Consider the following 24,254-nt stretch of genomic DNA (forward strand, 5'->3'; position numbering starts at 1 on the left):
TTATTCACATCCGGCCCTGAACTCGCTAGGACTTGCCCCGGTGCATTTTTTAAATACCCGCGAAAAATAGAGCTGATCGTCAAATCCAACATTGCGCCCAACGGTCGCTATCGGCATTCGCGTGGTGCTAAGCAGGAGTTTCGCCTGGCTGATACGCTGATCTTCGCGCCAACTCAATACGCTAATGCCTAACTGCTGGCGGAACAGATGCGATAACCGGGAGGGCGACAGGCAGACATGCTGGGCGACGCTGGCGATATCAAAATGACTGTCCGCCAGATGGTCGCTGATATACTGGCAGGCATCGCGCACACGGCTATCCATCGGCGGATGCAACGACTCATTAATTACCGCCATACGTCTGAGCAACAACTGCTCCAGCAGATTGATCGCCAGTAGCTCAGAATAGCGACCTTCCCCTTGCCCGGCGCTGATGATCTGCCCGAACAGTTCGCTGAAATGCGGCTGGCGCGCCTCGTCCGGGCGGAAAAATCCTGTCTGGGCAAAGATTGTCGGCCAGGTCAGCCACTCCTGCCAGTAGGCGCGAGGCCGGAAATAAACCCACTGGTGATACCACTCGCTGGCGTCCGGATGCCGTCCATAGTGATGAATCTCGCCCGGCGGAAACAATAATATATCGCCAGGCCGACAGACAAACTGCTCGCCATTATTATTAATGACGCCTTCTCCGCGGATGGTCAGGTTAAGAATATATCCCTTCATGCCCAACGGACGATCGATAAAAAAATCCAGATATCCATTCGCTTCAATTGGCGTCAGTCCGGCGACCAGATGGGCATTAAATGAATATCCCGGCAATAGCGGATCATTTTGCGTTTCAGCCATGATTTCTCTACCCCCGATGTTCAGAGAAGAAACAAATTGTCCATATTGACCAGGACGACAGAGCTTACGTCTCCGCAAGACCTTGTGCGTGATGAAAGCACGTATCAACCCCGCTTGTGAAAAGCGCTTTGTAACAAAAGCGTACAGTTCAGGCGATAAAATTAAGTAACAGAAGTGTCTATAACTATGGCTGGAATGTCCACATTGAATATTTGCACAGCGTCACACTTTGCAAAGCATTAGCATTTTTGTCCATAAGATTAGCGGATCCTGCCTGACGGTTTTTGCCGCGACTCTCTACTGTTTCTCCATACCTGTTTTTCTGGATGGAGTAAGACGATGGCAATTGCAATTGGCCTCGATTTTGGCAGTGATTCAGTGCGCGCTCTGGCAGTGGACTGCGCCACCGGCGACGAGATCGCCACCAGCGTAGAGTGGTATCCGCGCTGGCAAGAAGGCCGTTATTGCGACGGCCCGAACAACCAGTTCCGTCATCATCCGCGCGACTACATGGAGTCAATGGAGGCCGCGCTGAAAGCCGTTTTGGCACAATTAAGCGCCGCGCAACGCGCAAATGTCGTTGGCATTGGCGTTGACAGCACCGGTTCTACGCCAGCGCCGATTGACGCCGACGGTAACGTCCTGGCGCTGCGTCCGGAGTTCGCCGAGAACCCGAATGCGATGTTTGTGCTGTGGAAAGATCACACCGCCGTGGAAGAGGCCGACGAAATCACTCGTCTGTGCCATAAGCCAGGCAAGGTCGACTACTCCCGCTATATTGGCGGCATTTACTCCAGCGAATGGTTCTGGGCGAAGATTCTGCACGTCACCCGTCAGGATAGCGCCGTCGCGCAGGCCGCCGTCTCGTGGATTGAACTGTGCGACTGGGTGCCGGCGCTGCTTTCCGGCACCACTCGCCCGCAGGATATCCGCCGTGGCCGCTGCAGCGCCGGGCACAAAACGCTGTGGCATGAAAGCTGGGGCGGTCTGCCGCCCGCGAGCTTCTTTGATGAACTCGATCCGTGCATTAACCGTCATCTGCGTTACCCGTTATTTAGCGAAACCTTCACCGCCGATCTGCCCGTGGGCACCCTGTGCGTCGAATGGGCGCAGCGCCTCGGCTTGCCGGAAAGCGTAGTGATTTCCGGCGGCGCGTTCGACTGTCATATGGGCGCGGTCGGCGCGGGCGCGCAGCCCAATACGCTGGTAAAAGTCATCGGCACGTCTACCTGCGACATTCTGATTGCGGATAAACAGAGCGTCGGGGATCGCGCCGTGAAAGGCATTTGCGGTCAGGTTGACGGCAGCGTGGTGCCGAACTTTATCGGTCTGGAAGCGGGGCAATCCGCTTTCGGCGATATCTACGCCTGGTTTAGCCGCGTGTTGAGCTGGCCGCTGGAACAACTTGCCGCGCAGCACCCGGAACTGAAAACCCAGATTAACGCCAGCCAGAAGCAGCTACTGCCAGCGCTCACCAACGCCTGGGCGAAAAATCCGTCCCTGGATCACCTGCCGGTGGTGCTCGACTGGTTTAACGGTCGCCGCACGCCAAACGCTAATCAGCGTCTGAAAGGCGTCATTACCGATCTCAATCTCGCCACCGACGCGCCAGCGCTGTTTGGCGGTCTGGTCGCTTCGACCGCCTTCGGCGCGCGCGCCATTCAGGAGTGTTTTACCGATCAGGGTATCGCGGTCAATAACGTGATGGCGCTTGGCGGCATCGCCCGTAAAAATCAGGTCATTATGCAGGTCTGCTGCGACGTACTGAATCGTCCGTTGCAGATCGTCGCTTCCGACCAGTGTTGCGCATTAGGCGCCGCTATCTTTGCCGCCGTCGCTGCGAAAGTCCATGCCGATATTCCTGCCGCCCAGCAAAGCATGGCAAGCGCGGTAGAACGCACTCTGCGTCCCCGCCCTGAACAGGCGCAACGCCTCGAACAGCTTTACCGCCGCTACCAGCAGTGGGCGCTAAGCGCAGAACAACATTATCTTCCGACTGCCGCGCCGGCGCCAACGACCCCGGCCAATCAGGCAATCCTGACTCATTAAGGACACGACAATGACGATTTTTGATAATTATGAAGTATGGTTTGTGATTGGCAGCCAGCATTTGTATGGCGCAGAAACCCTGCGTCAGGTCACCCAACATGCCGAGCATGTGGTCAACGCGCTGAATACCGAAGCCAAACTGCCATGTAAACTGGTATTAAAACCGCTGGGCACCTCGCCGGATGAGATTACCGCCATTTGTCGTGACGCCAATTATGACGATCGCTGCGCGGGGCTGGTGGTCTGGCTGCACACCTTCTCCCCGGCCAAAATGTGGATCAACGGGCTGAGTATTCTTAACAAACCACTACTGCAATTCCATACCCAATTTAACGCCGCCCTGCCGTGGGACAGCATCGATATGGACTTTATGAACCTGAACCAGACTGCGCACGGCGGCCGCGAGTTCGGTTTTATCGGCACGCGGATGCGCCAGCAGCACGCGGTCGTCACTGGTCACTGGCAGGATAAAGAGGCCCATACGCGTATCGGCGCCTGGATGCGCCAGGCGGTCTCTAAACAGGATACCCGCCAGCTAAAAGTCTGCCGCTTCGGCGACAATATGCGTGAAGTCGCAGTGACTGACGGTGATAAAGTGGCCGCGCAAATCAAATTTGGCTTTTCGGTCAATACCTGGGCGGTCGGCGATCTGGTGCAGGTGGTGAATTCTATCGGCGACGGCGATATCAACGCTCTGATTGACGAGTATGAAAGCAGCTATACCCTGACGCCCGCCACCCAGATCCACGGCGATAAACGCCAGAACGTGCGGGAAGCGGCGCGCATTGAACTCGGTATGAAGCGTTTCCTGGAACAGGGCGGATTCCACGCCTTTACGACGACATTTGAAGATTTGCACGGCCTGAAACAACTCCCGGGTCTGGCCGTACAGCGTCTTATGCAACAGGGCTACGGCTTTGCGGGCGAAGGCGACTGGAAAACCGCCGCTCTGCTTCGCATTATGAAAGTGATGTCAACCGGTCTGCAGGGCGGCACCTCATTTATGGAGGATTACACCTACCACTTCGAGAAAGGCAACGATCTGGTGCTCGGCTCGCACATGCTGGAAGTGTGTCCGTCCATCGCGGTGGAAGAGAAACCGATCCTCGACGTCCAGCACCTCGGCATTGGCGGCAAGGAAGATCCGGCGCGTTTGATTTTCAATACCCAAACCGGCCCGGCGATCGTCGCCAGCCTGATCGACCTCGGCGATCGTTATCGCCTGCTGGTCAACTGCATTGACACCGTAAAAACGCCGCACTCCCTGCCGAAACTGCCGGTAGCTAACGCGCTGTGGAAGGCGCAGCCGGATCTGCCGACCGCCTCCGAAGCGTGGATTCTGGCTGGCGGCGCGCACCATACCGTCTTCAGCCACGCGCTGGATCTGAACGATATGCGCCAGTTCGCAGAAATACACGATATCGAAATCGCGGTGATTGATAACGATACCCGTCTGCCGACCTTTAAGGACGCGCTGCGCTGGAACGAGGTGTATTACGGGTTCAAACGTTAATTGGTGAAACGGATTGCCCGGTGGCACTGCGTTTACCGGGCCTACGGTCCTGTAGGCCGAATAAGGCATTTATGTCGCCATCCGGCACACCGTCGCTCGTAGGCCGGATAAGCGAAGCGCCATCCGGCAGGGAGAAAACAATGTTAGAAGATCTCAAACGCCAGGTACTGGAAGCCAATCTGGCGCTGCCAAAACACAACCTGGTCACCCTCACCTGGGGTAACGTTAGCGCCGTCGATCGCGAACGCGGCGTACTGGTGATTAAGCCGTCCGGCGTCGATTATAGCGTCATGACCGCTGACGATATGGTGGTGGTCAGCCTGGAGAGCGGTGAAGTCGTTGAAGGTCATAAGAAACCGTCGTCCGATACGCCAACCCACCGTCTGTTGTACCAGGCATTTCCGACTATCGGCGGCATCGTACACACCCATTCGCGCCACGCGACTATCTGGGCGCAGGCGGGTCAGCCGATTCCGGCGACGGGAACCACCCATGCCGACTATTTCTACGGTACGATTCCCTGCACTCGCAAAATGACCGAGGCGGAAATTAATGGCGAGTATGAATGGGAAACGGGCAATGTCATTGTTGAAACCTTTGAAAAACAAGGTATTGACGCTGCTCAAATGCCCGGCGTGCTTGTCCATTCGCACGGCCCGTTTGCCTGGGGTAAAAATGCCGAGGATGCCGTGCATAACGCCATCGTGCTGGAAGAAGTGGCCTATATGGGGATCTTCTGCCGCCAGCTTGCGCCGCAGTTGCCCGACATGCAGCAATCCCTGCTGGATAAACACTATTTACGCAAACACGGCGCAAAAGCCTATTACGGGCAGTAATGCCTCTAAAAACGCGTCCCATGGGGGGCGCGTTGATGAGTCTGGTCGGTGATATATTCAGCAAATGCGCTTTGATAGACGTAATGATCAGAACTCACATATTCAATAATATTATCATAATGTCCCTGCCACGCTTTTCCTTCCAGCGCATGGAAGAAAATATAATCTTCGATTGTTGACTGCCAGCGTTGCCCATTTAACAGATAGTTAATAATGGTATCCCGATGTCCGTTTTTTCTGTCGTGTCCTTGCCAGTGAAAAAAAGCATTGCCGTTTTCAATAATCTCGGTACGCCAAATTTGTTCTGTCCATGTTTTATACTCAAAAAATCGACTCACGGTTTTTATGGAAGGGTTAGCGCGTTGAGTATTGACGAAAAGATAACGGTCGCTCCCTACCAGACGCGCCTGCATACTCACATTCATAAAAGATCATTCCCGAATACCACAAATTTTGATAAAAACACCCGCACCCGAAAGTCAAAATAAAATTATATTCTAAAATAAAAATTAAATTATGCAGAGAGTTCCCGACGAATTCGCACTGTAATCCATTTTTATTTAACCATAGCGGCCAATTGGAATATTATATTTCTACCTGACGGTGCGGATGTTCCAAATGAAATTGTTACACTTTTCATTAAGTAAAACAAACAAAAAATATCGCTTTTTTGTTAATCCGAGAAATAAGTAACAGATTCGAACAAGCGCCTTTCTGAAAAATACTTAATGTATGAAAACAGACTTGACACAAAACAGCTAATACATGGGTAAAAATGGTAAATAAACATGATTCAAAATTAGCAGTTATAGGATAATTATATCTGCTGTATATACCGGCATCATTATATTGATAAATATACGTCAGCAAAAATATCTGACGCTAAAAGTTCTTTTATCGTTAAAATATTCATTACACCCGTCACGGGGAACGAACTCATTCATGAAATATCGCTACATCACCAGAATCGCGGCAGGCATAATTCTCATTATGGCCACGGTGTTTATCAATAACGCTATCGCTATTTATCAGTTCAGTCAGCAAGACCAGACGCGCGTAGCTGACTGCGCGATTGTCGCAGGAGCAGGCGTTAGCGGAAAAACGCCTTCTCCCGTTTTTCAGGCCAGACTGGATCATGCCATCTGGCTTTACCAACAACACATTGTCCGCGCGTTGGTATTAACCGGCGGCTACGGCGCTGGCGCAACGGTTTCCGACGCGGCGATAGCCCGTCAATACGTTCTGGAAAAAGGCATTCCGGCTAAGGCGATTTTTATTGAAGAGCGCTCTACCGTGACGCGCGAAAATATTCGTTACGCAAAACAGATACAGCGGCAACAACAATGGCGCACAGCGTTACTTGTCAGCGATCCGCTGCATATGCTGCGTCTGAAAACTATCGCTCAGGATAATGGTATCGATAGCCGCTCATCACCCACGCGATCCACCCGCTATAAATCCTGGTGGGCGCAAACCCGCTTCTTACTGCGAGAAACTTTTTATTACAGCGGATATCGGCTTTTACGTTATATGCCTGTACAAAATAACAGTATCACCCCCTAAAACAGGTTATAATTAGCGTGAATTTTTTAGACAGGTAATCATCGTGGCGCAGGCAGGTTTCATTTTAACCCGGCACTGGCGGGATACGCCGCAAGGAACGGAGGTCTCTTTCTGGCTGGCGACAGACAACGGCCCTGTGCAGGCGACGCTGGCACCGCAGGAATCCGTGGCGTTTATTCCGACCAGCCAGACCTCCCGCGCCGCCTCGCTGCTACAGGCGGAAAAAGACTATCGCCTGACGCCGCTCCAGCTGCGAGACTTTCATCGTCAGCCGGTATCCGGTCTGTATTGCCGTACTCACCGCCAGCTTATGCGGATGGAGAAACTGCTACGCGAAAACGGCGTCACCGTTTATGAAGCGGATGTACGCCCGCCGGAACGTTACCTGATGGAGCGTTTTATTACGTCGCCCGTTTGGGTAGACGGCGAGATGCGCAACGGCGTTATCCGCAATGCGCGTCTTAAACCCCACCCCGACTATCGACCGCCGCTAAAATGGGTCTCGCTGGATATCGAAACCACGCGACACGGCGAACTGTATTGCATTGGTCTGGAAGGCTGCGGCCAGCGTACCGTTTATATGCTGGGTCCGGCGAATGGCGATGACCGCCAACTGGACTTCGAGCTTGTGTATGTCGCCAGCCGCCCGCAGTTGCTGGAAAAACTCAACGCCTGGTTTGCCGAACATGATCCCGACGTCATCATCGGCTGGAACGTGGTGCAGTTCGACCTGCGTATGCTGCAAAAACATGCCGAACGCTACCGTATCCCTTTACGGCTGGGGCGAGACAATAGCGAACTGGAGTGGCGCGAACATGGCTTCAAAAACGGCGTTTTTTTCGCCCAGGCCAGAGGGCGAGTCATTATCGATGGTATCGACGCGCTTAAATCCGCGTTCTGGAATTTTTCGTCTTTTTCGCTGGAAGCCGTCTCGCAGGAACTGCTCGGCGAAGGAAAATCCATTGATAATCCCTGGGATCGTATGGATGAGATCGATCGCCGCTTTGCCCAGGATAAACCCGCCCTCGCCACCTACAACCTGAAAGACTGCGAGCTGGTCACGCGCATTTTCCATAAAACCGAGATCATGCCGTTTTTGCTGGAACGCGCGACGATCAACGGCCTGCCGGTCGATCGCCACGGCGGTTCGGTCGCCGCATTCGGGCATCTTTACTTTCCGCGAATGCACCGCGCCGGCTATGTCGCGCCCAATCTCGGCGAAGTGCCGCCGCTGGCAAGTCCCGGCGGCTACGTAATGGATTCACAACCCGGATTATACGATTCAGTACTGGTGCTGGATTATAAAAGCCTGTACCCGTCGATTATCCGCACGTTTTTGATTGATCCCGTCGGGCTGGTCGAAGGCATGGCGCAGCCGGATCCGGAACACAGTACCGAAGGTTTCCTTGACGCCTGGTTTTCACGAGAAAAGCACTGCCTGCCGGAAATTGTTAGCCAAATCTGGCACGGGCGCGATGAAGCCAAACGTCAGGGTAATAAACCGCTCTCGCAGGCGCTTAAAATCATTATGAACGCCTTTTATGGCGTACTCGGCACCACGGCCTGTCGCTTTTTCGATCCCCGTCTGGCGTCGTCAATCACCATGCGCGGCCATGCGATTATGCGCCAGACCAAAGCGCTGATTGAGGCGCAGGGTTATGACGTGATCTATGGCGATACCGATTCCACTTTCGTCTGGCTCCGGCGCGCGCATTCAGAAGCCGATGCGGCGGAAATCGGGCACAGGCTGGTGCGTCACGTGAACGAATGGTGGGCGCAGACGTTACAACAGCAAAATTTGACCAGCGCGCTGGAACTGGAGTTTGAAACCCACTTTTGCCGTTTTCTGATGCCGACCATCCGCGGCGCGGATACTGGCAGTAAAAAACGCTACGCGGGCCTGATTCAGGAAGGCGACAGCCAGCGCATGGTATTTAAAGGTCTGGAAACGGTGCGGACCGACTGGACGCCGCTGGCGCAGCGCTTTCAACAGGAGCTGTATCTGCGTGTTTTTCGCAATGAACCTTATCAAGACTATGTGCGTGAGACTATCGATAAACTGATGGCGGGCGAACTGGACGCGCAGCTGGTTTATCGTAAGCGTCTGCGTCGCCCTTTACATGAGTACCAACGTAACATCCCGCCGCACGTTCGCGCCGCCCGGCTGGCGGATGAACAAAACCTGAAGCAGGGTCGTCCGGCGCAGTATCAGAATCGCGGCGCCATAAAATATGTCTGGACTGTTAACGGCCCCGAGCCCGTGGATTACCAGCAGTCGCCGCTGGATTACGAACACTATCTTACCCGCCAGCTACAACCCGTGGCGGAAGGAATTCTTCCCTTCGTTGAAGATAATTTTGCTACACTACTGACCGGGCAACTGGGGCTATTTTGACGCGTGACGAAAGCGCCGCCTTCCAGTACCATAGCGCCCTTTCCATTCCTGGACCTAATTAACGCCACTACCACATTAGCCTGGTAGCGGGGTCGTATACTCGCAATTATCCAGTGCTGTCGCCTGGGAATGGCGAGTAATGCCTGCAATTAAAGATATAGAGCCGAACACATATGCCTTTTACACTTGGTCAACGCTGGATCAGCGATACAGAAAGCGAGCTGGGACTTGGAACCGTTGTTGCGATGGATGCGCGAACCGTCACCTTACTTTTCCCGTCCACGGGGGAAAACCGCCTGTATGCGCGCAGTGATTCTCCCGTGACCCGCGTCATGTTCAACCCTGGCGATACGATTACAAGCCATGAAGGCTGGCAGCTACATATCGATGAAGTAAAAGAAGAAAATGGCCTGCTTGTTTATGTCGGCACCCGCCTGGATACCGAAGAGACCAATGTGACGTTGCGCGAGGTTCTGCTCGACAGCAAGTTGGTTTTCAGTAAGCCCCAGGATCGTCTGTTCGCCGGTCAAATCGATCGAATGGATCGGTTCGCGCTGCGCTATCGCGCCCGTAAATTTCAGAGCGAGCAGTACCGGATGCCATACAGCGGCCTGCGCGGCCAGCGGACCAACCTGATCCCGCATCAGCTTAATATCGCTCATGATGTGGGTCGCCGCCACGCGCCGCGCGTACTGCTGGCGGATGAAGTGGGCTTAGGTAAAACCATTGAAGCCGGGATGATTCTGCATCAACAGTTATTATCCGGCGCGGCGGAACGCGTATTGATCATCGTTCCGGAAACCCTGCAACACCAGTGGCTGGTAGAAATGCTGCGCCGTTTCAACCTGCGCTTCGCGCTGTTCGATGACGAACGCTATACCGAAGCGCAGCACGACGCGTATAACCCGTTTGAAACCGAACAACTGGTGATCTGCTCGCTGGATTTCGCCCGCCGTAATAAGCAGCGTCTGGAACATTTGTGCGACGCCGAGTGGGATCTGCTGGTGGTCGACGAAGCGCATCATCTGGTGTGGAGTACCGATGCGCCGAGCCGTGAATATATGGCCATCGAACAGTTAGCTGAACGCGTACCGGGCGTGCTGCTGCTGACCGCCACGCCAGAACAGCTGGGGATGGAAAGCCATTTCGCCCGTCTGCGCCTGCTGGATCCGAACCGTTTCCACGATTTCGAACAGTTTGTCGAAGAACAGAAAAACTACCGCCCTGTCGCCGATGCGGTGGCCATGCTGCTGGCGGGCAATAAACTCAGCAACGACGAACTGAACAGGCTGGGCGATCTGATCGGCGAACAGGATATTGAACCGCTGTTGCAGGCCGCTAATAGCGATCGCGACGATGCGCAGGCCGCCCGTGATGAGCTGGTGTCGATGCTGATGGATCGCCACGGCACCAGCCGCGTTCTGTTCCGCAACACCCGTAACGGCGTCAAGGGGTTCCCGAAACGTGAACTGCATACGGTAAAACTGCCGCTGCCGACCCAGTATCAGACCGCCATTAAGGTCTCCGGCATTATGGGCGCGCGTAAAAGCGCGGAAGATCGCGCCCGCGATATGCTCTATCCGGAACAAATTTATCAGGAGTTCGAAGGCGATACCGGCACCTGGTGGAACTTCGACCCACGCGTTGAGTGGCTAATGGGCTATCTGACCAGCCATCGTTCGCAAAAAGTGCTGGTGATCTGCGCCAAAGCGACCACCGCGTTACAGCTGGAGCAGGTGCTGCGCGAACGCGAAGGCATCCGCGCCGCCGTGTTCCATGAGGGCATGTCGATTATCGAACGCGACCGCGCCGCCGCCTGGTTCGCCGAAGAAGATACCGGCGCGCAGGTGCTGTTATGTTCCGAAATCGGCTCCGAAGGACGTAACTTCCAGTTTGCCAGCAATCTGGTGATGTTCGACTTGCCGTTTAACCCGGATCTGCTGGAACAGCGTATTGGTCGTCTGGATCGTATCGGCCAGGCGCATGATATCCAGATCCACGTCCCGTACCTGGAAAAAACCGCCCAGTCGGTGCTGGTTCGCTGGTATCACGAAGGGCTGGACGCCTTTGAGCACACCTGCCCGACCGGTCGCGCGATTTATGATTCAGCCTACGCCAGTCTGATTAACTATCTGGCCGCGCCTGAAGAAACCGACGGGTTTGACGATCTGATCAAATCCTGCCGCGAGCAACATGAAGCGCTAAAAGCCCAGTTAGAACAGGGCCGCGACCGCCTGCTGGAGATCCACTCCAACGGCGGAGAAAAAGCCCAACAGCTCGCACAAAGCATTGAAGAACAGGACGACGACACCAACCTGATCGCGTTCGCCATGAACCTGTTCGATATCGTCGGCATTAACCAGGACGATCGCGGCGACAACCTGATCGTGCTGACGCCGTCCGACCACATGTTGGTGCCGGATTTCCCCGGCCTGCCGGAAGACGGCTGTACTATCACGTTTGAACGTGACGTAGCCCTGTCTCGCGAAGATGCGCAGTTTATTACCTGGGAACATCCGCTCATCCGTAACGGACTGGATCTGATCCTCTCCGGCGACACCGGCAGCAGCACCATTTCGCTGTTGAAAAATAAAGCGCTGCCCGTCGGCACGCTGCTGGTCGAACTGGTTTACGTCGTGGAAGCGCAGGCGCCGAAACAGCTACAACTGAACCGCTTCCTGCCGCCGACGCCGGTACGTATGCTGTTAGATAAAAACGGCAACAATCTGGCCGCCCAGGTCGAGTTTGAAACCTTCAACCGCCAGCTCAGCGCCGTGAATCGCCACACCGGCAGCAAACTGGTGAACGCCGTGCAACAGGACGTCCATGCCATTTTGCAACTGGGCGAGACGCAGATTGAAAAGTCCGCCAGAGCGCTGATTGATAACGCGCGTCGCGAGGCGGATGAAAAACTGTCCGGGGAACTGTCGCGTCTGGAAGCGCTGCGCGCCGTCAACCCGAACATTCGCGACGACGAACTTGCCGCTATCGACAGCAACCGTCAGCAGGTGCTGGAAAGCCTGAATCAGGCAGGCTGGCGTCTGGACGCGCTGCGTCTTATCGTCGTCACGCACCAATAACGGAGCCGTACATGGGGATGGGAAACTACAATCCGCCGCAGGAACCCTGGCTGGTTATCCTGTATCAGGATGAGCACATTATGGTGGTCAATAAGCCCAGCGGCCTGTTGTCCGTGCCGGGGCGTCTGGAAGCGCACAAAGACAGCATTATGACGCGTATCCAGCGCGACTACCCGCAGGCAGAATCGGTGCATCGTCTGGATATGGCCACCAGCGGCGTAATTGTAGTGGCGCTGACCAAAGCCGCGGAACGGGAGCTAAAACGCCAGTTCCGCGAACGTGAGCCGAAAAAGCAGTATGTGGCGCGCGTATGGGGGCATCCCTCCCCGGCGGAAGGACTGGTTGACTTACCGCTTATCTGCGACTGGCCGAACCGGCCAAAGCAGAAAGTGTGTTATGAAACCGGCAAACCGGCGCAAACGGAATATAACGTGGTGGAGTTTGCGGCGGATAATACCGCCCGCGTGGTGCTCAAACCGATCACCGGGCGTTCGCATCAGCTTCGTGTGCATATGCTGGCGTTAGGCCACCCGATTTTAGGCGATCGGTTTTACGCTTCGCCGGAAGCGTTGTCGCTGGCGCCGCGTTTGCAGTTACACGCCGAAATGCTGACCATTACCCATCCCGCTTACGGCACCAGCATGACGTTTAAAGTCCCGGCAGATTTTTAAATTCAGAGCCAATTTATGCCGGGGCGCTTCGCCTATCCGGCCTACATTCATTAACGTAGGCCGGATAAGGCGCTAGCCGCATCCGGCAATTCAATCACTTGAAGCCTTTCTGTTCTTTGATTAGCTCATACGCTTTCTGAATTTCCTGCGCTTTTTGCTTCGCCATTTCCATCATTTCCGGCGGTAAACCTTTCGCGACCAGTTTGTCCGGATGATGCTCGCTCATCAGTTTGCGATAAGCGCGTTTAATGGTGGTTGCATCGTCGGTGGTTTTAACCCCCAGCACATTACAGGCATCTTCCAGCGTCGGGCCGCGCTGCGCCTGCTGCCAGCCGCCGCCGGACTGTTGATGATAACCGCCGCCAAACTGCGCGCCGCCCTGCATCATGCGCAGAAACTGATCGAACTGTACGCGGGAAATACCTAACTCTTCCGCAATCACATACAGCACTTCCCGCTCATTAGGATGTAGCGAGCCATCGGCAAACGCCGCCTGGATCTGAATTTCCAGAAACATCCGGATCAGATCAAAACGCCCGAAGCAGACGCTACGAAACTGCCGCATCTTTTCACGTAATGGGTAATTATCCGCTTTTCCGACCCGAAAGGCGTTCTGCGCGGCAGTACGTGAATCGCCGTGTAAATTCATACGATCCATCAACTGACTGGCGATATGAATATCCGCTTCCGTCACCCGTCCTTTTGATTTGGTTAAGTGGCCCATCACCTCAAAGGTGGTGGCAAAAAACAGCGCCTGCCGTTCCCGCTGGTTGGCAAACCACGCCATTTTTCGGCTGCGGGCTTTGTCGAACATATGGCCCACCAGCAGACCCAGGACCACGCCCCAAAAGCCGCCGCCCATCATCAGGGCTACGGCGACGCCAATTATCTTTCCCCAGTACTGCATAGACTCCCCAAAACGTTACGCTATCGGTGAGGCTATCTCCCACAAAATAAGGTGCTTTTCTGCGAATGAAGGCTACGGTCAATTGTGGGACATCGCCTATAATTTGCATTATCATACCTGTCATTCAATGCCGTGCCTAACACCACAGACGCTAAACGGCAGGATTAACACTGGCGCAGCGAAGATGAGTAAGTTAGGCTGTGACCGTTTGTCACGCGCAACGCTACCGATGATGGAACAATAAATACAACGTATGAAAAAACGTATTCCCACTCTTCTGGCCACCATGATCGCCAGCGCCCTTTATAGTCATCAGGGGCTGGCAGCCGATCTCGCCTCACAGTGTATGTTGGGCGTGCCGAGCTACGATCGTCCTCTGGTAAAAGGCGATACCAACGATCTGCCGGTTACTATCAATGCCGATAACGCTAAAGGTAACTACCCGGACGATGCCGTTTTTACCGGCAACGTGGACATTATGCAGGGGAATAGCCGCCTGCAAGCGGATGAAGTGCAGCTTCATCAGAAGCAGGCGGAAGGTCAGCCGGAACCTGTACGCACCGTCGATGCGCTGGGTAATGTGCATTATGATGACAATCAGGTCATCCTTAAAGGGCCGAAGGGCTGGGCGAACCTGAACACCAAAGACACGAACGTCTGGGAAGGCGATTACCAGATGGTGGGCCGTCAGGGGCGCGGTAAAGCCGATCTCATGAAGCAGCGCGGCGAAAACCGTTATACCATTCTGGAAAACGGCAGCTTTACCTCCTGTCTGCCTGGCTCCGATACCTGGAGCGTGGTGGGGAGTGAAGTCATCCATGACCGTGAAGAACAGGTTGCGGAGATCTGGAACGCCCGGTTTAAAGTAGGTCCGGTTCCGATCTTTTATAGCCCCTATTTACAGCTACCCGTCGGTGACAAACGTCGCTCAGGTTTCCTGATCCCGAACGCGAAATACACGACCAAGAACTATTTCGAGTTCTACTTACCGTATTACTGGAACATCGCGCCCAATATGGACGCCACCATCACCCCGCACTATATGCACCGCCGCGGCAATATTATGTGGGAGAACGAATTCCGTTATCTCACGCAGGCAGGCGCCGGGTTGATGGAATTAGATTATCTGCCTTCTGATAAAGTCTACGAGGACGATCATCCCAAAGAGGGCGATAAGCACCGCTGGTTATTCTACTGGCAGCACTCAGGCGTGATGGATCAGGTGTGGCGTTTTAACGTCGATTACACCAAAGTCAGCGACTCCAGCTACTTTAATGATTTCGACAGTAAGTACGGTTCCAGTACCGACGGCTACGCAACGCAGAAATTCAGCGTCGGCTACGCCGTACAAAACTTTGACGCTACGGTGTCGACCAAACAATTCCAGGTCTTTAACGATCAAAACACCAGCAGCTACTCTGCGGAGCCGCAGTTAGACGTTAACTACTACCATAACGATCTCGGGCCGTTTGATACCCGGATTTACGGCCAGGCGGTGCACTTTGTTAACACCAAAGACAACATGCCGGAAGCGACCCGCGTCCACCTGGAGCCAACCATTAATTTGCCGCTCTCCAACCGCTGGGGCAGCCTGAACACCGAAGCGAAGCTGATGGCGACGCACTATCAGCAAACGAATCTGGACAGCTATAACAGCGATCCAAACAATAAAAATAAGCTGGAAGATTCGGTTAACCGCGTCATGCCGCAGTTTAAAGTCGACGGTAAGCTCATCTTCGAACGCGATATGGCGATGCTGGCGCCGGGGTATACCCAGACGCTGGAACCACGCGTGCAGTACCTGTATGTGCCGTACCGCGACCAGAGCGGCATCTATAACTACGATTCTTCTTTGCTGCAATCCGACTATAACGGCCTGTTCCGCGACCGCACTTATGGCGGTCTCGACCGTATTGCTTCCGCCAACCAGGTCACGACCGGCGTCACAACACGCATTTATGATGATGCCGCCGTTGAACGTTTTAACGTTTCTGTTGGTCAAATCTACTATTTCACGGAGTCTCGCACCGGCGATGACAACATTAAATGGGAGAATGACGACAAAACCGGTTCGCTGGTTTGGGCAGGCGACACTTACTGGCGTATTTCAGAACGCTGGGGGCTGCGTAGCGGAGTGCAGTACGATACCCGTCTGGATAGCGTCGCTACCAGCAGCAGCAGCCTCGAATACCGTCGGGATCAGGATCGTCTGGTACAGTTGAACTACCGCTATGCCAGCCCGGAATATATTCAGGCTACGTTGCCTTCGTATTATTCCACGGCAGAGCAGTATAAAAACGGCATCAACCAGGTGGGCGCGGTGGCAAGTTGGCCGATTGCCGATCGCTGGTCGATTGTCGGCGCGTACTACTTCGATACCAATTCGAGCAAACCTGCAGACCAGATGCTCGGCTTGCAGTACAACTCTTGCTGCTATGCGATCCGCGTCGGATACGAACGTAAGCTGAACGGTTGGGATAACGATAAACAACACGCGATTTATGATAACGCGATTGGCTTCAACATTGAGCTGCGCGGTTTGAGCTCTAACTACGGCCTCGGCACGCAAGAAATGTTGCGTTCGAACATTCTGCCGTACCAAAGCTCTATGTAATCTGATTGATTTACAACGTAATCCGCATTGCGGTTAATTGAAATGGAAAAAGTATGAAGAACTGGAAAACGCTGCTTCTCGGTATCGCCATGATCGCGAATACCAGTTTCGCTGCCCCCCAGGTAGTCGATAAAGTCGCAGCCGTCGTCAATAATGGCGTCGTGCTGGAAAGCGACGTTGATGGCTTAATGCAATCAGTCAAACTCAACGCGGGTCAGGCAGGTCAGCAGCTTCCGGACGACGCCACGCTGCGTCACCAGATCCTGGAACGTTTGATTATGGATCAAATTATCCTGCAGATGGGTCAGAAGATGGGGGTGAAGATCACGGATGAGCAGTTGGATCAGGCCATCGCCAACATCGCCAAACAAAACAATATGACGATGGATCAGATGCGCAGCCGTCTGGCTTACGATGGGCTGAACTATTCAACCTACCGTAACCAGATTCGTAAAGAGATGATTATCTCTGAAGTGCGCAACAACGAGGTTCGTCGCCGTATCACCGTTTTGCCGCAAGAAGTTGACGCGCTGGCAAAACAGATTGGCACCCAAAACGACGCCAGCACCGAGCTGAACCTGAGCCATATCCTGATTGCTCTGCCGGAAAACCCAACCTCCGAGCAGGTTAACGACGCACAGCGCCAGGCGGAAAGCATTGTTGAAGAAGCGCGTAACGGCGCAGATTTCGGCAAACTGGCGATTACCTACTCTGCCGACCAGCAGGCGCTAAAAGGCGGTCAGATGGGCTGGGGCCGTATCCAGGAGCTGCCGGGGATTTTCGCCCAGGCGCTGAGCACCGCGAAGAAAGGCGACATTGTCGGCCCGATTCGCTCCGGCGTCGGCTTCCACATTCTGAAAGTAAACGACCTGCGCGGTCAGAGCCAGAGTATCTCCGTGACCGAAGTTCACGCTCGTCACATTCTGCTTAAGCCGTCGCCGATCATGAACGATCAGCAGGCGCGCCTGAAGCTGGAAGAAATCGCGGCTGACATTAAGAGTGGTAAAACCACATTTGCCGCTGCGGCGAAAGAGTACTCTCAGGACCCGGGCTCCGCTAACCAGGGCGGTGATTTGGGTTGGGCTACGCCAGATATTTTCGATCCGGCGTTCCGCGACGCGCTGACGAAGCTGCATAAAGGCCAAATAAGCGCGCCGGTACACTCCTCTTTCGGCTGGCATCTGATCGAATTGCTGGATACGCGTAAGGTAGACAAAACCGATGCGGCGCAGAAAGATCGCGCTTATCGTATGCTGATGAACCGTAAATTCTCAGAAGAAGCGGCGACCTGGATGCAAGAACAGCGCGCCAGCGCTTACGTTAAGATTTTGAGTAACTAATGAGCAGTGCGCAACGCGTTGTTATCACTCCCGGCGAACCCGCCGGGATTGGCCCCGATCTTGTCGTCCAACTGGCGCAACGCGCGTGGCCGATTGAACTGGTCGTCTGTGCGGACGGCGCGCTCCTGACGGAGCGGGCCGCCATGCTCGGCCTGCCCCTCTCGCTTCTCCCTTACTCGCCTGATGTCCCCGCTGCGCCGCAGCCCGCGGGAACGCTGACCCTATTGCCGGTCTCGCTGCGCGCGCCTGCCATCCCCGGTCAGTTGACGGTAGAAAATGGCCCCTACGTGGTAGAGACGCTGGCGCGAGCGTGTGATGGCTGTCTGAACGGTGAATTTGCCGCGCTGATCACAGGCCCCGTGCACAAAGGCGTTATTAACGACGCAGGCATTCCGTTTACCGGTCATACCGAGTTTTTCGAAGAGCGTTCGCAGGCGAAAAAAGTCGTGATGATGCTGGCAACCGAAGAACTTCGCGTGGCGCTGGCGACCACGCATCTGCCGCTACGGGCGATTGCAGACGCCATCACCCCTGCGCTTTTGCACGAAGTGATTGCTATTTTGCATCACGATTTGCGGACCAAATTTGGTATTGCCGAACCGCGCATTCTTGTCTGTGGCCTGAATCCGCACGCGGGCGAAGGCGGTCATATGGGCACGGAAGAGATAGACACCATCATTCCGGTGCTCGACGAGCTGCGGGCGCAGGGAATGAAACTCAACGGGCCGCTACCTGCTGATACGCTGTTTCAGCCCAAATATCTCGATAATGCCGACGCGGTGCTGGCGATGTACCACGATCAGGGCCTGCCCGTGCTAAAATACCAGGGATTCGGTCGGGGAGTGAATATTACGCTCGGCCTACCTTTTATTCGAACCTCCGTTGACCACGGCACCGCGCTTGAACTGGCAGGTCGTGGAAAAGCGGATGTCGGCAGTTTTATTACGGCGCTTAATCTCGCCATCAAAATGATTGTTAATACCCAATGAATAATCGAGTCCATCAGGGCCATTTAGCCCGTAAACGCTTCGGGCAAAACTTTCTCAACGATCGGTTTGTGATCGACAGTATTGTTTCTGCTATTAATCCGCAAAAAGGCCAGGCGATGGTTGAAATCGGCCCCGGTCTGGCGGCGCTGACGGAGCCGGTCGGCGAACGACTGGATAAGCTCACGGTCATTGAACTTGACCGCGATCTGGCGGCGCGTTTGCAAACCCATCCGTTCTTAGGGCCGAAGCTGACTATTTATCAGCAGGACGCCATGACCATGAACTTTGGCGAACTGTCTGCGCAGTTGGGCCAACCGCTGCGTGTGTTCGGCAATCTGCCCTATAATATCTCCACCCCGCTGATGTTCCATCTCTTTAGCTATACTGATGCCATTGCCGACATGCACTTTATGTTGCAAAAAGAAGTGGTAAATCGTCTGGTTGCAGGGCCGAACAGCAAAGCGTATGGTCGTTTAAGCGTGATGGCGCAATATTACTGTCAGGTGATCCCGGTGCTTGAAGTGCCGCCATCCGCCTTCACGCCGCCGCCCAAAGTGGACTCCGCCGTGGTGCGTCTGGTTCCACACGCAACAATGCCTTACCCGGTTAAAGATATTCGCGTGTTGAGCCGTATTACCACCGAGGCCTTTAACCAGCGCCGTAAAACGATCCGTAACAGTCTCGGCAACCTTTTTAGCGTTGAGACGTTGACGGAAATGGGTATTGACCCGGCAATGCGCGCGGAAAATATCTCTGTCGCGCAGTACTGCCAGATGGCCAATTATCTGTCGGAAAACGCGCCTTTGAAGGAGAGTTAAACATGATCAATTCGCCCAGAGTGTGTATTCAGGTGCAAAGCGTCTACATTGAGGCGCAATCCTCACCTGACGATGAACGTTACGTTTTTGCCTATACCGTAACCATCCGCAATCTGGGCCGGGCGCCAGTGCAGCTATTGGGCCGCTACTGGCTGATTACCAATGGTCATGGCCGTGAAACCGAAGTTCAGGGCGAAGGTGTGGTTGGCGTCCAGCCGCGCATTGCGCCTGGCGAAGAGTATCAGTACACCAGCGGCGCGGTAATTGAAACGCCGCTGGGCACCATGCAGGGTCATTACGAAATGATCGATGAAAATGGCGACGCCTTTACCATCGACATTCCCGTGTTTCGACTCGCCGTCCCTACACTCATTCACTAAAATTATAACAATGGCAACTTATCTCATCGGCGACGTTCACGGTTGCTACGACGAACTGATCGCCTTATTACAGCAAGTGGAATTTACGCCAGACACAGACACTCTGTGGCTGACTGGCGATTTGGTCGCCCGCGGTCCTGGTTCGCTGGACGTGTTACGCTACGTCAAATCACTTGGCAATAGCGTGCGTTTGGTGCTGGGGAATCACGATTTACACCTGTTGGCCGTATTCGCCGGGATTAGCCGCAACAAACCTAAAGACCGGCTGACCCCGCTTCTTGAAGCGCCGGACGCCGATGAGCTGTTGAATTGGTTACGCCGTCAGCCACTGTTGCAGGTAGATGAAGAGAAAAAGCTGGTCATGGCGCATGCGGGTATTACCCCGCAGTGGGATTTGCAGACGGCAAAAGAGTGCGCCCGCGATGTTGAAGCGGTGCTGTCGAGCGACTCGTACCCCTTTTTCCTCGACGCGATGTATGGCGATATGCCGAATAACTGGTCGCCGGAGTTAAGCGGTCTGGCGCGGCTACGCTTTATTACTAATGCCTTTACCCGTATGCGTTACTGCTTTCCTAACGGTCAACTGGATATGTACAGCAAAGCGTCGCCGGAAAATGCCCCTGCGCCGCTGAAGCCGTGGTTCGCCATTCCGGGGCCGGTGAGCGAGGCTTACAGTATTGCGTTCGGGCACTGGGCGTCGCTGGAAGGGAAAGGGACGCCGGAAGGTATTTACGCGCTGGATACCGGCTGCTGCTGGGGCGGGGAGTTGACCTGTTTACGCTGGGAAGATAAACAGTATTTTGTGCAGCCGTCAAACCGCCAGATGGATATGGGCGAAGGCGAAGCGGTCAACGCCTGATAGGTTTATGCCTGATGGCGCTACGCTTATCAGGCCTACATCCGGCTCAAGAGTAGGCCGGATAAGGCGTTTCGCCGCCATCCGGCACTACAGTATTAACGACGTTCCAGAATCTCGAAACAATAGCTGTGAGAATTCTGCGCGTCGGCATCGTGAAACTCACTGAATACCGATTCCCAGTCATCCGGTTCATAATCCGGAAAATGGGTATCGCCTTCGACTTCCGCATCAATATGCGTCAGATAAAGCTTCTGCGCCTTTGGCAAGAACTGCTCGTACACGCGCCCGCCGCCAATGACCATAATTTCCGGCGCATCGCCGCAAGCGGCAATCGCCTCATCGACAGACTTCACCCACTGCACGCGATCGTCGGTGCCCGGCTGGCTGCTGATAACAATATTTTTACGTCCCGGTAAGGGGCGTCCGATGGACTCCCAGGTGTGACGTCCCATGACGACAGGTTTATTTAACGTGTTACGTTTAAACCAGGCGAGATCGGCAGGCAGGTTCCACGGCATGGCGTTTTCCATACCGATGACGCGATCCACCGCTAACGCCGCAATCAGACTGATCATTAATTATTTCCTGATACAAAAAAAATTGCCGCCACTATACGTAAAGCGCAATCTTTCGTCGACTGACGAAAAGAGGATGAGCACGAAAATTTTTCGTTCTGCTGGCGACGCCACTCATTTGATGTGGAGCGCCAGCATTACAGTAGTTCAAAAACAGCCAATTAGCAGTAAAGTTTGCAGAACATCACATTTTTTACTTTAGATTGACGGTTTGACCTCGGGTTCATCGGCGACCTCCCCGGAATGTTTGCCCTCAGCCGTTCCCTGCCAGCCGTGGCGCTGAATCAACGACAGATGCTCCCGGTCCTCGGTAATAATTTCGCTCAACATCGCGCTGGTACGTTTATAGGCGGCGGCGCGAGATAACGGATCGTTTTCCCCTTTCGCCATCTCTTCCACCATCCGGGTATTAAAATGGCGGAACAGATCCGCGCGCTCGCGGGCTTCATAACGCCCCAGCCCCAGCGCCTCCAGCGCCTGTCGCCCGCTTTTGAGCGCGCCTTCGAAGGTTTCACGTTCGGGCATCGCCACACCAGCCTGGCGCAGGCGAATGTAATGATCGACATCACGGGCGCGGGCGATAATCTGCAGATGCGGGAAATGCGACTTCACCAGTTCACTCAGTTGCAAATTGGTTTGCGGATCGTCAATGGCGTTAATCAATACCTCCGCCTTCGCCGCTCCGGCAGATTCCAGCAAATCCATACGCGTCGCGTCGCCATAAAAAACCTTCATGCCGAATTTACGCAGCGTTTCGATATGATCGGGGTCGTGATCGAGCACCACCATCTTCACCCCGCTCGACAGCAGCAGACGCCCGGCTATCTGCCCAAATCGTCCAAACCCGGCCACAATAACCCGCGGCTGCTCTTCGTCGATTTCATCCGCCTCGCGCGCTTCACCCGTCGCGGTCTTCTCCATGCGAGTCAGCAGCACCAGAAAAATCGGCGTAGCCGCCATCGACAGCGCGACCGCCAGCGTCAGCGCTTTTGCCCATTCCGGCTCAAGTACATCCGCCATTTGCGCCGCGCCAAAAACCACAAACGCAAACTCACTTCCCTGGCCTAATAAGACGGCAAACCAGCGACGCTGTTTTGCCGGTACGCCCAGCGGCCTCGCGACCAGCCACAGCATGACGATTTTGATTGCCAGAAAACCGGCCAACAACAGCAGAATGCGCAGCGGATTCTCCACCAGCGTGCCGAAATCAATCGACATGCCGACGCCAATAAAGAACAGCCCCAGCAGCAACCCCTTAAAGGGTTCAATATCGCTTTCCAGCGCATGACGATATTCCGAACTCGCCAGCAGAACGCCCGCCAGGAACGCGCCCATCGCCATTGACAGCCCAACCTCTTCCAGCAACAGGCCGAAACCAAACACCAGAAATAGCGCCACGGCGCTGAACACTTCCCGCAAACCAGAACGCGCGACAAAGCGCAGCGCCGGGCGCGTAACGTAGCGTCCCAGCAACACCACCAGCGCCAACGCGCCTGCGACTTTCAACGCCGATAGCGCAAACGCGCCAAGCGTGGTGGATGCGCCGCTGGCGGCCAGCAGCGGAATCATCGCCACCAGCGGGATCGCCGCGATATCCTGGAACAAGAGCACTGCGAATGCGCTACGTCCTACTTGTGAAACGGTCAGGTTACGCTCATTCATTGCCTGCATGGCGATAGCCGTGGACGAAAGCGCCAGCGTCATGCCAATCAGTTCCGCCACCTGCCAACGCAGGCCAAGAAACATACAGAACAGACCAATCAGTCCGCCGCAGACCACCATCTGTAACGCGCCGCCGCCAAATACCGAGGCACGCAGCTTCCATAACCGTTGCGGGTCCAGCTCAAGCCCAATAACAAACAACATCAGCACGACGCCGATTTCCGCAAAATGCAGAATAGATTCGGCGTCCGTCACCAGCCGTAGCCCCCAGGGGCCGATAATGCAACCCGCAATCAGATACCCCAGCACCGATCCTAAGCCCAAACGTACCGCAATCGGCACAATCAACGCCGCCGAACCAAGATAGATCAGCGCCTGCAGTAGAGTATGGCTATCCATGATTCACCTCCTGCCATGCCAGTAAACGCTGTTTATACTGACGCGCCTGCGCCTGTAAGGTGTCGTCATCGCAAATGAACGTGCAGTGCATGGCAAACGGCGGCAGCCATTTGAGGCCGCAATAGAGCGCCGTCGCCTGTAGCGGCTGAGAAAGGACGTCAAATCCGGGATGGGAGCCGATAGCAAAGTGGTTTTCACCACCGCCGGTCGTTACCGCCCACAGCAGATGTTTACCATGCAATGCCGTACCGCCATGACCGTAAGCCCAGCCGTGGGTGAGGACTTTATCCATCCATAATTTGAGTAAAGGAGGGACGCTGTACCACTGCATCGGATGCTGCCAGACGATAAGACTCGCGCGCGACAGCGCCTCCTGCTCGGCGGCAACGTCAATATTGAAATCGGGATAGAGGTGATAAAGCGAACGTATTTCGACGTTTTCCAGCGTCCCTGCCTGTTCAAGCATCCGCTTATTCGCATGAGAATGATGCGGATACGGATGCGCATAAATAATGAGGATCATGATTAGCCTGTGATGATCTGTTTTTTATTACAAAGTGTAGTGACAAATTCGCCAGGCTAATAGTGAATATTATTGAGCGGCTAATCAGAAAAAATTGAATTAACGCCAGCCAGGAGTTGACGCCATCCTGCTCCCCGAAGATGCCCTCGAAGGGCCGCAGGCGTTTGCGGAAAAGCGCGATCCGGTGTGGAAAGGTCGGTGATGATAGTAGCCTTAAATCGCTGACCAATCGGTT

Annotated in this window: 19 protein-coding genes and 1 pseudogene; 14 read left to right on the plus strand and 6 right to left on the minus strand. The window is 54.5% G+C overall.

Annotation, left to right across the window (positions count from 1 at the left end):
* Complete coding sequence (araC, locus tag ACLJZ5_RS16075; protein WP_000852387.1) at nt 1-846, minus strand: arabinose operon transcriptional regulator AraC; 846 nt, start codon at nt 844-846, stop codon at nt 1-3.
* 339 nt (nt 847-1,185) lie between these two features.
* On the opposite strand from araC, the gene araB reads away from it, so the two are divergent.
* The 3 genes from araB to araD all read left to right on the plus strand — a co-directional run bounded on the left by araB (nt 1,186) and on the right by araD (nt 5,244).
* Nucleotides 1,186-2,895, plus strand: coding sequence for a ribulokinase (araB, locus tag ACLJZ5_RS16080; protein WP_024797384.1), 1,710 nt, complete (start codon nt 1,186-1,188; stop codon nt 2,893-2,895).
* A 10-nt stretch (nt 2,896-2,905) separates the two neighbouring features.
* The gene (gene araA / locus ACLJZ5_RS16085) at nt 2,906-4,408 is read left to right on the plus strand and encodes an L-arabinose isomerase (protein WP_024797385.1); all 1,503 of its coding nucleotides are present in this window, start codon (nt 2,906-2,908) and stop codon (nt 4,406-4,408) included.
* Between the two features lie 140 nt (nt 4,409-4,548).
* Entirely contained in the window at nt 4,549-5,244 is a 696-nt protein-coding gene (araD, locus tag ACLJZ5_RS16090; RefSeq protein WP_000888683.1) for an L-ribulose-5-phosphate 4-epimerase, read from the plus strand.
* A 5-nt stretch (nt 5,245-5,249) separates the two neighbouring features.
* Here the strand turns inward: araD and ACLJZ5_RS16095 are convergent, their stop codons facing one another.
* Nucleotides 5,250-5,669, minus strand: a complete 420-nt coding sequence (locus tag ACLJZ5_RS16095; RefSeq protein ID WP_001103156.1) for a DUF4751 family protein — start codon at nt 5,667-5,669, stop codon at nt 5,250-5,252.
* Between the two features lie 517 nt (nt 5,670-6,186).
* Between ACLJZ5_RS16095 and ACLJZ5_RS16100 the strand changes: the two genes are divergently transcribed.
* From ACLJZ5_RS16100 to rluA, 4 genes are all read left to right on the plus strand, one after another.
* Nucleotides 6,187-6,807, plus strand: coding sequence for a YdcF family protein (locus ACLJZ5_RS16100; protein WP_023229211.1), 621 nt, complete (start codon nt 6,187-6,189; stop codon nt 6,805-6,807).
* A gap of 43 nt (nt 6,808-6,850) precedes the next feature.
* Nucleotides 6,851-9,202 carry a DNA polymerase II gene (gene polB / locus ACLJZ5_RS16105; protein WP_000035714.1) on the plus strand — a complete coding sequence of 784 codons (2,352 nt, stop codon included), beginning with the start codon at nt 6,851-6,853 and terminating at the stop codon, nt 9,200-9,202.
* A gap of 173 nt (nt 9,203-9,375) precedes the next feature.
* Nucleotides 9,376-12,282 carry an RNA polymerase-associated protein RapA gene (gene rapA / locus ACLJZ5_RS16110; protein ID WP_001116966.1) on the plus strand — a complete coding sequence of 969 codons (2,907 nt, stop codon included), beginning with the start codon at nt 9,376-9,378 and terminating at the stop codon, nt 12,280-12,282.
* 11 nt (nt 12,283-12,293) lie between these two features.
* Nucleotides 12,294-12,953: a bifunctional tRNA pseudouridine(32) synthase/23S rRNA pseudouridine(746) synthase RluA gene (rluA, locus tag ACLJZ5_RS16115; protein WP_024797386.1), complete on the plus strand. Its 660-nt coding sequence runs from the start codon at nt 12,294-12,296 to the stop codon at nt 12,951-12,953.
* Between the two features lie 94 nt (nt 12,954-13,047).
* Here the strand turns inward: rluA and djlA are convergent, their stop codons facing one another.
* Nucleotides 13,048-13,860: a co-chaperone DjlA gene (gene djlA / locus ACLJZ5_RS16120; RefSeq protein WP_001200595.1), complete on the minus strand. Its 813-nt coding sequence runs from the start codon at nt 13,858-13,860 to the stop codon at nt 13,048-13,050.
* 253 nt (nt 13,861-14,113) lie between these two features.
* Between djlA and lptD the strand changes: the two genes are divergently transcribed.
* Genes lptD through apaH form a run of 6 tightly spaced genes read left to right on the plus strand, consistent with a single transcriptional unit; the run spans nt 14,114 to nt 20,860 of the window.
* A complete protein-coding gene (gene lptD / locus ACLJZ5_RS16125; RefSeq protein WP_000746116.1) occupies nt 14,114-16,474 on the plus strand; it encodes an LPS assembly protein LptD in 2,361 nt (786 codons plus the stop codon).
* 53 nt (nt 16,475-16,527) lie between these two features.
* A complete protein-coding gene (gene surA, locus ACLJZ5_RS16130; protein WP_000800482.1) occupies nt 16,528-17,814 on the plus strand; it encodes a peptidylprolyl isomerase SurA in 1,287 nt (428 codons plus the stop codon).
* Nucleotides 17,814-18,803 carry a 4-hydroxythreonine-4-phosphate dehydrogenase PdxA gene (gene pdxA, locus ACLJZ5_RS16135; protein WP_000093001.1) on the plus strand — a complete coding sequence of 330 codons (990 nt, stop codon included), beginning with the start codon at nt 17,814-17,816 and terminating at the stop codon, nt 18,801-18,803. Before surA ends, pdxA begins: the two co-directional genes overlap by 1 nt.
* Nucleotides 18,800-19,621 (plus strand): 16S rRNA (adenine(1518)-N(6)/adenine(1519)-N(6))-dimethyltransferase RsmA, encoded by an 822-nt coding sequence (gene rsmA, locus ACLJZ5_RS16140; RefSeq protein WP_001065397.1) that lies wholly within the window; start codon nt 18,800-18,802, stop codon nt 19,619-19,621. The genes pdxA and rsmA overlap by 4 nt, the downstream gene beginning before the upstream one ends.
* 2 nt (nt 19,622-19,623) lie before the next feature.
* On the plus strand, nt 19,624-20,001 hold the full coding sequence (gene apaG / locus ACLJZ5_RS16145) for a Co2+/Mg2+ efflux protein ApaG (RefSeq protein WP_000610894.1): 378 nt from the start codon (nt 19,624-19,626) through the stop codon (nt 19,999-20,001).
* 10 nt (nt 20,002-20,011) lie between these two features.
* Nucleotides 20,012-20,860, plus strand: coding sequence for a bis(5'-nucleosyl)-tetraphosphatase (symmetrical) ApaH (gene apaH, locus ACLJZ5_RS16150; RefSeq protein ID WP_000257211.1), 849 nt, complete (start codon nt 20,012-20,014; stop codon nt 20,858-20,860).
* A 95-nt stretch (nt 20,861-20,955) separates the two neighbouring features.
* Here apaH and folA read toward each other — a convergent pair whose 3' ends face one another.
* The 3 genes from folA to kefF all read right to left on the minus strand — a co-directional run bounded on the left by folA (nt 20,956) and on the right by kefF (nt 24,019).
* Complete coding sequence (folA, locus tag ACLJZ5_RS16155; RefSeq protein WP_000624379.1) at nt 20,956-21,435, minus strand: type 3 dihydrofolate reductase; 480 nt, start codon at nt 21,433-21,435, stop codon at nt 20,956-20,958.
* Nucleotides 21,436-21,633: 198 nt separating this feature from the next.
* The gene (gene kefC, locus ACLJZ5_RS16160) at nt 21,634-23,496 is read right to left on the minus strand and encodes a glutathione-regulated potassium-efflux system protein KefC (RefSeq protein WP_000377164.1); all 1,863 of its coding nucleotides are present in this window, start codon (nt 23,494-23,496) and stop codon (nt 21,634-21,636) included.
* Complete coding sequence (kefF, locus tag ACLJZ5_RS16165) at nt 23,489-24,019, minus strand: glutathione-regulated potassium-efflux system oxidoreductase KefF (RefSeq protein WP_000600706.1); 531 nt, start codon at nt 24,017-24,019, stop codon at nt 23,489-23,491. The genes kefC and kefF overlap by 8 nt, the downstream gene beginning before the upstream one ends.
* Nucleotides 24,020-24,140: 121 nt before the next feature.
* Between kefF and ACLJZ5_RS16170 the strand changes: the two are divergent.
* Nucleotides 24,141-24,221 (plus strand): annotated as a pseudogene (locus tag ACLJZ5_RS16170) (hypothetical protein); the annotation flags it as partial.
* Between the last annotated feature and the right edge of the window lie 33 nt (nt 24,222-24,254).

This window comes from Salmonella sp. 5800 (genome assembly GCF_046558195.1).
Lineage (GTDB): Bacteria > Pseudomonadota > Gammaproteobacteria > Enterobacterales > Enterobacteriaceae > Salmonella > Salmonella enterica.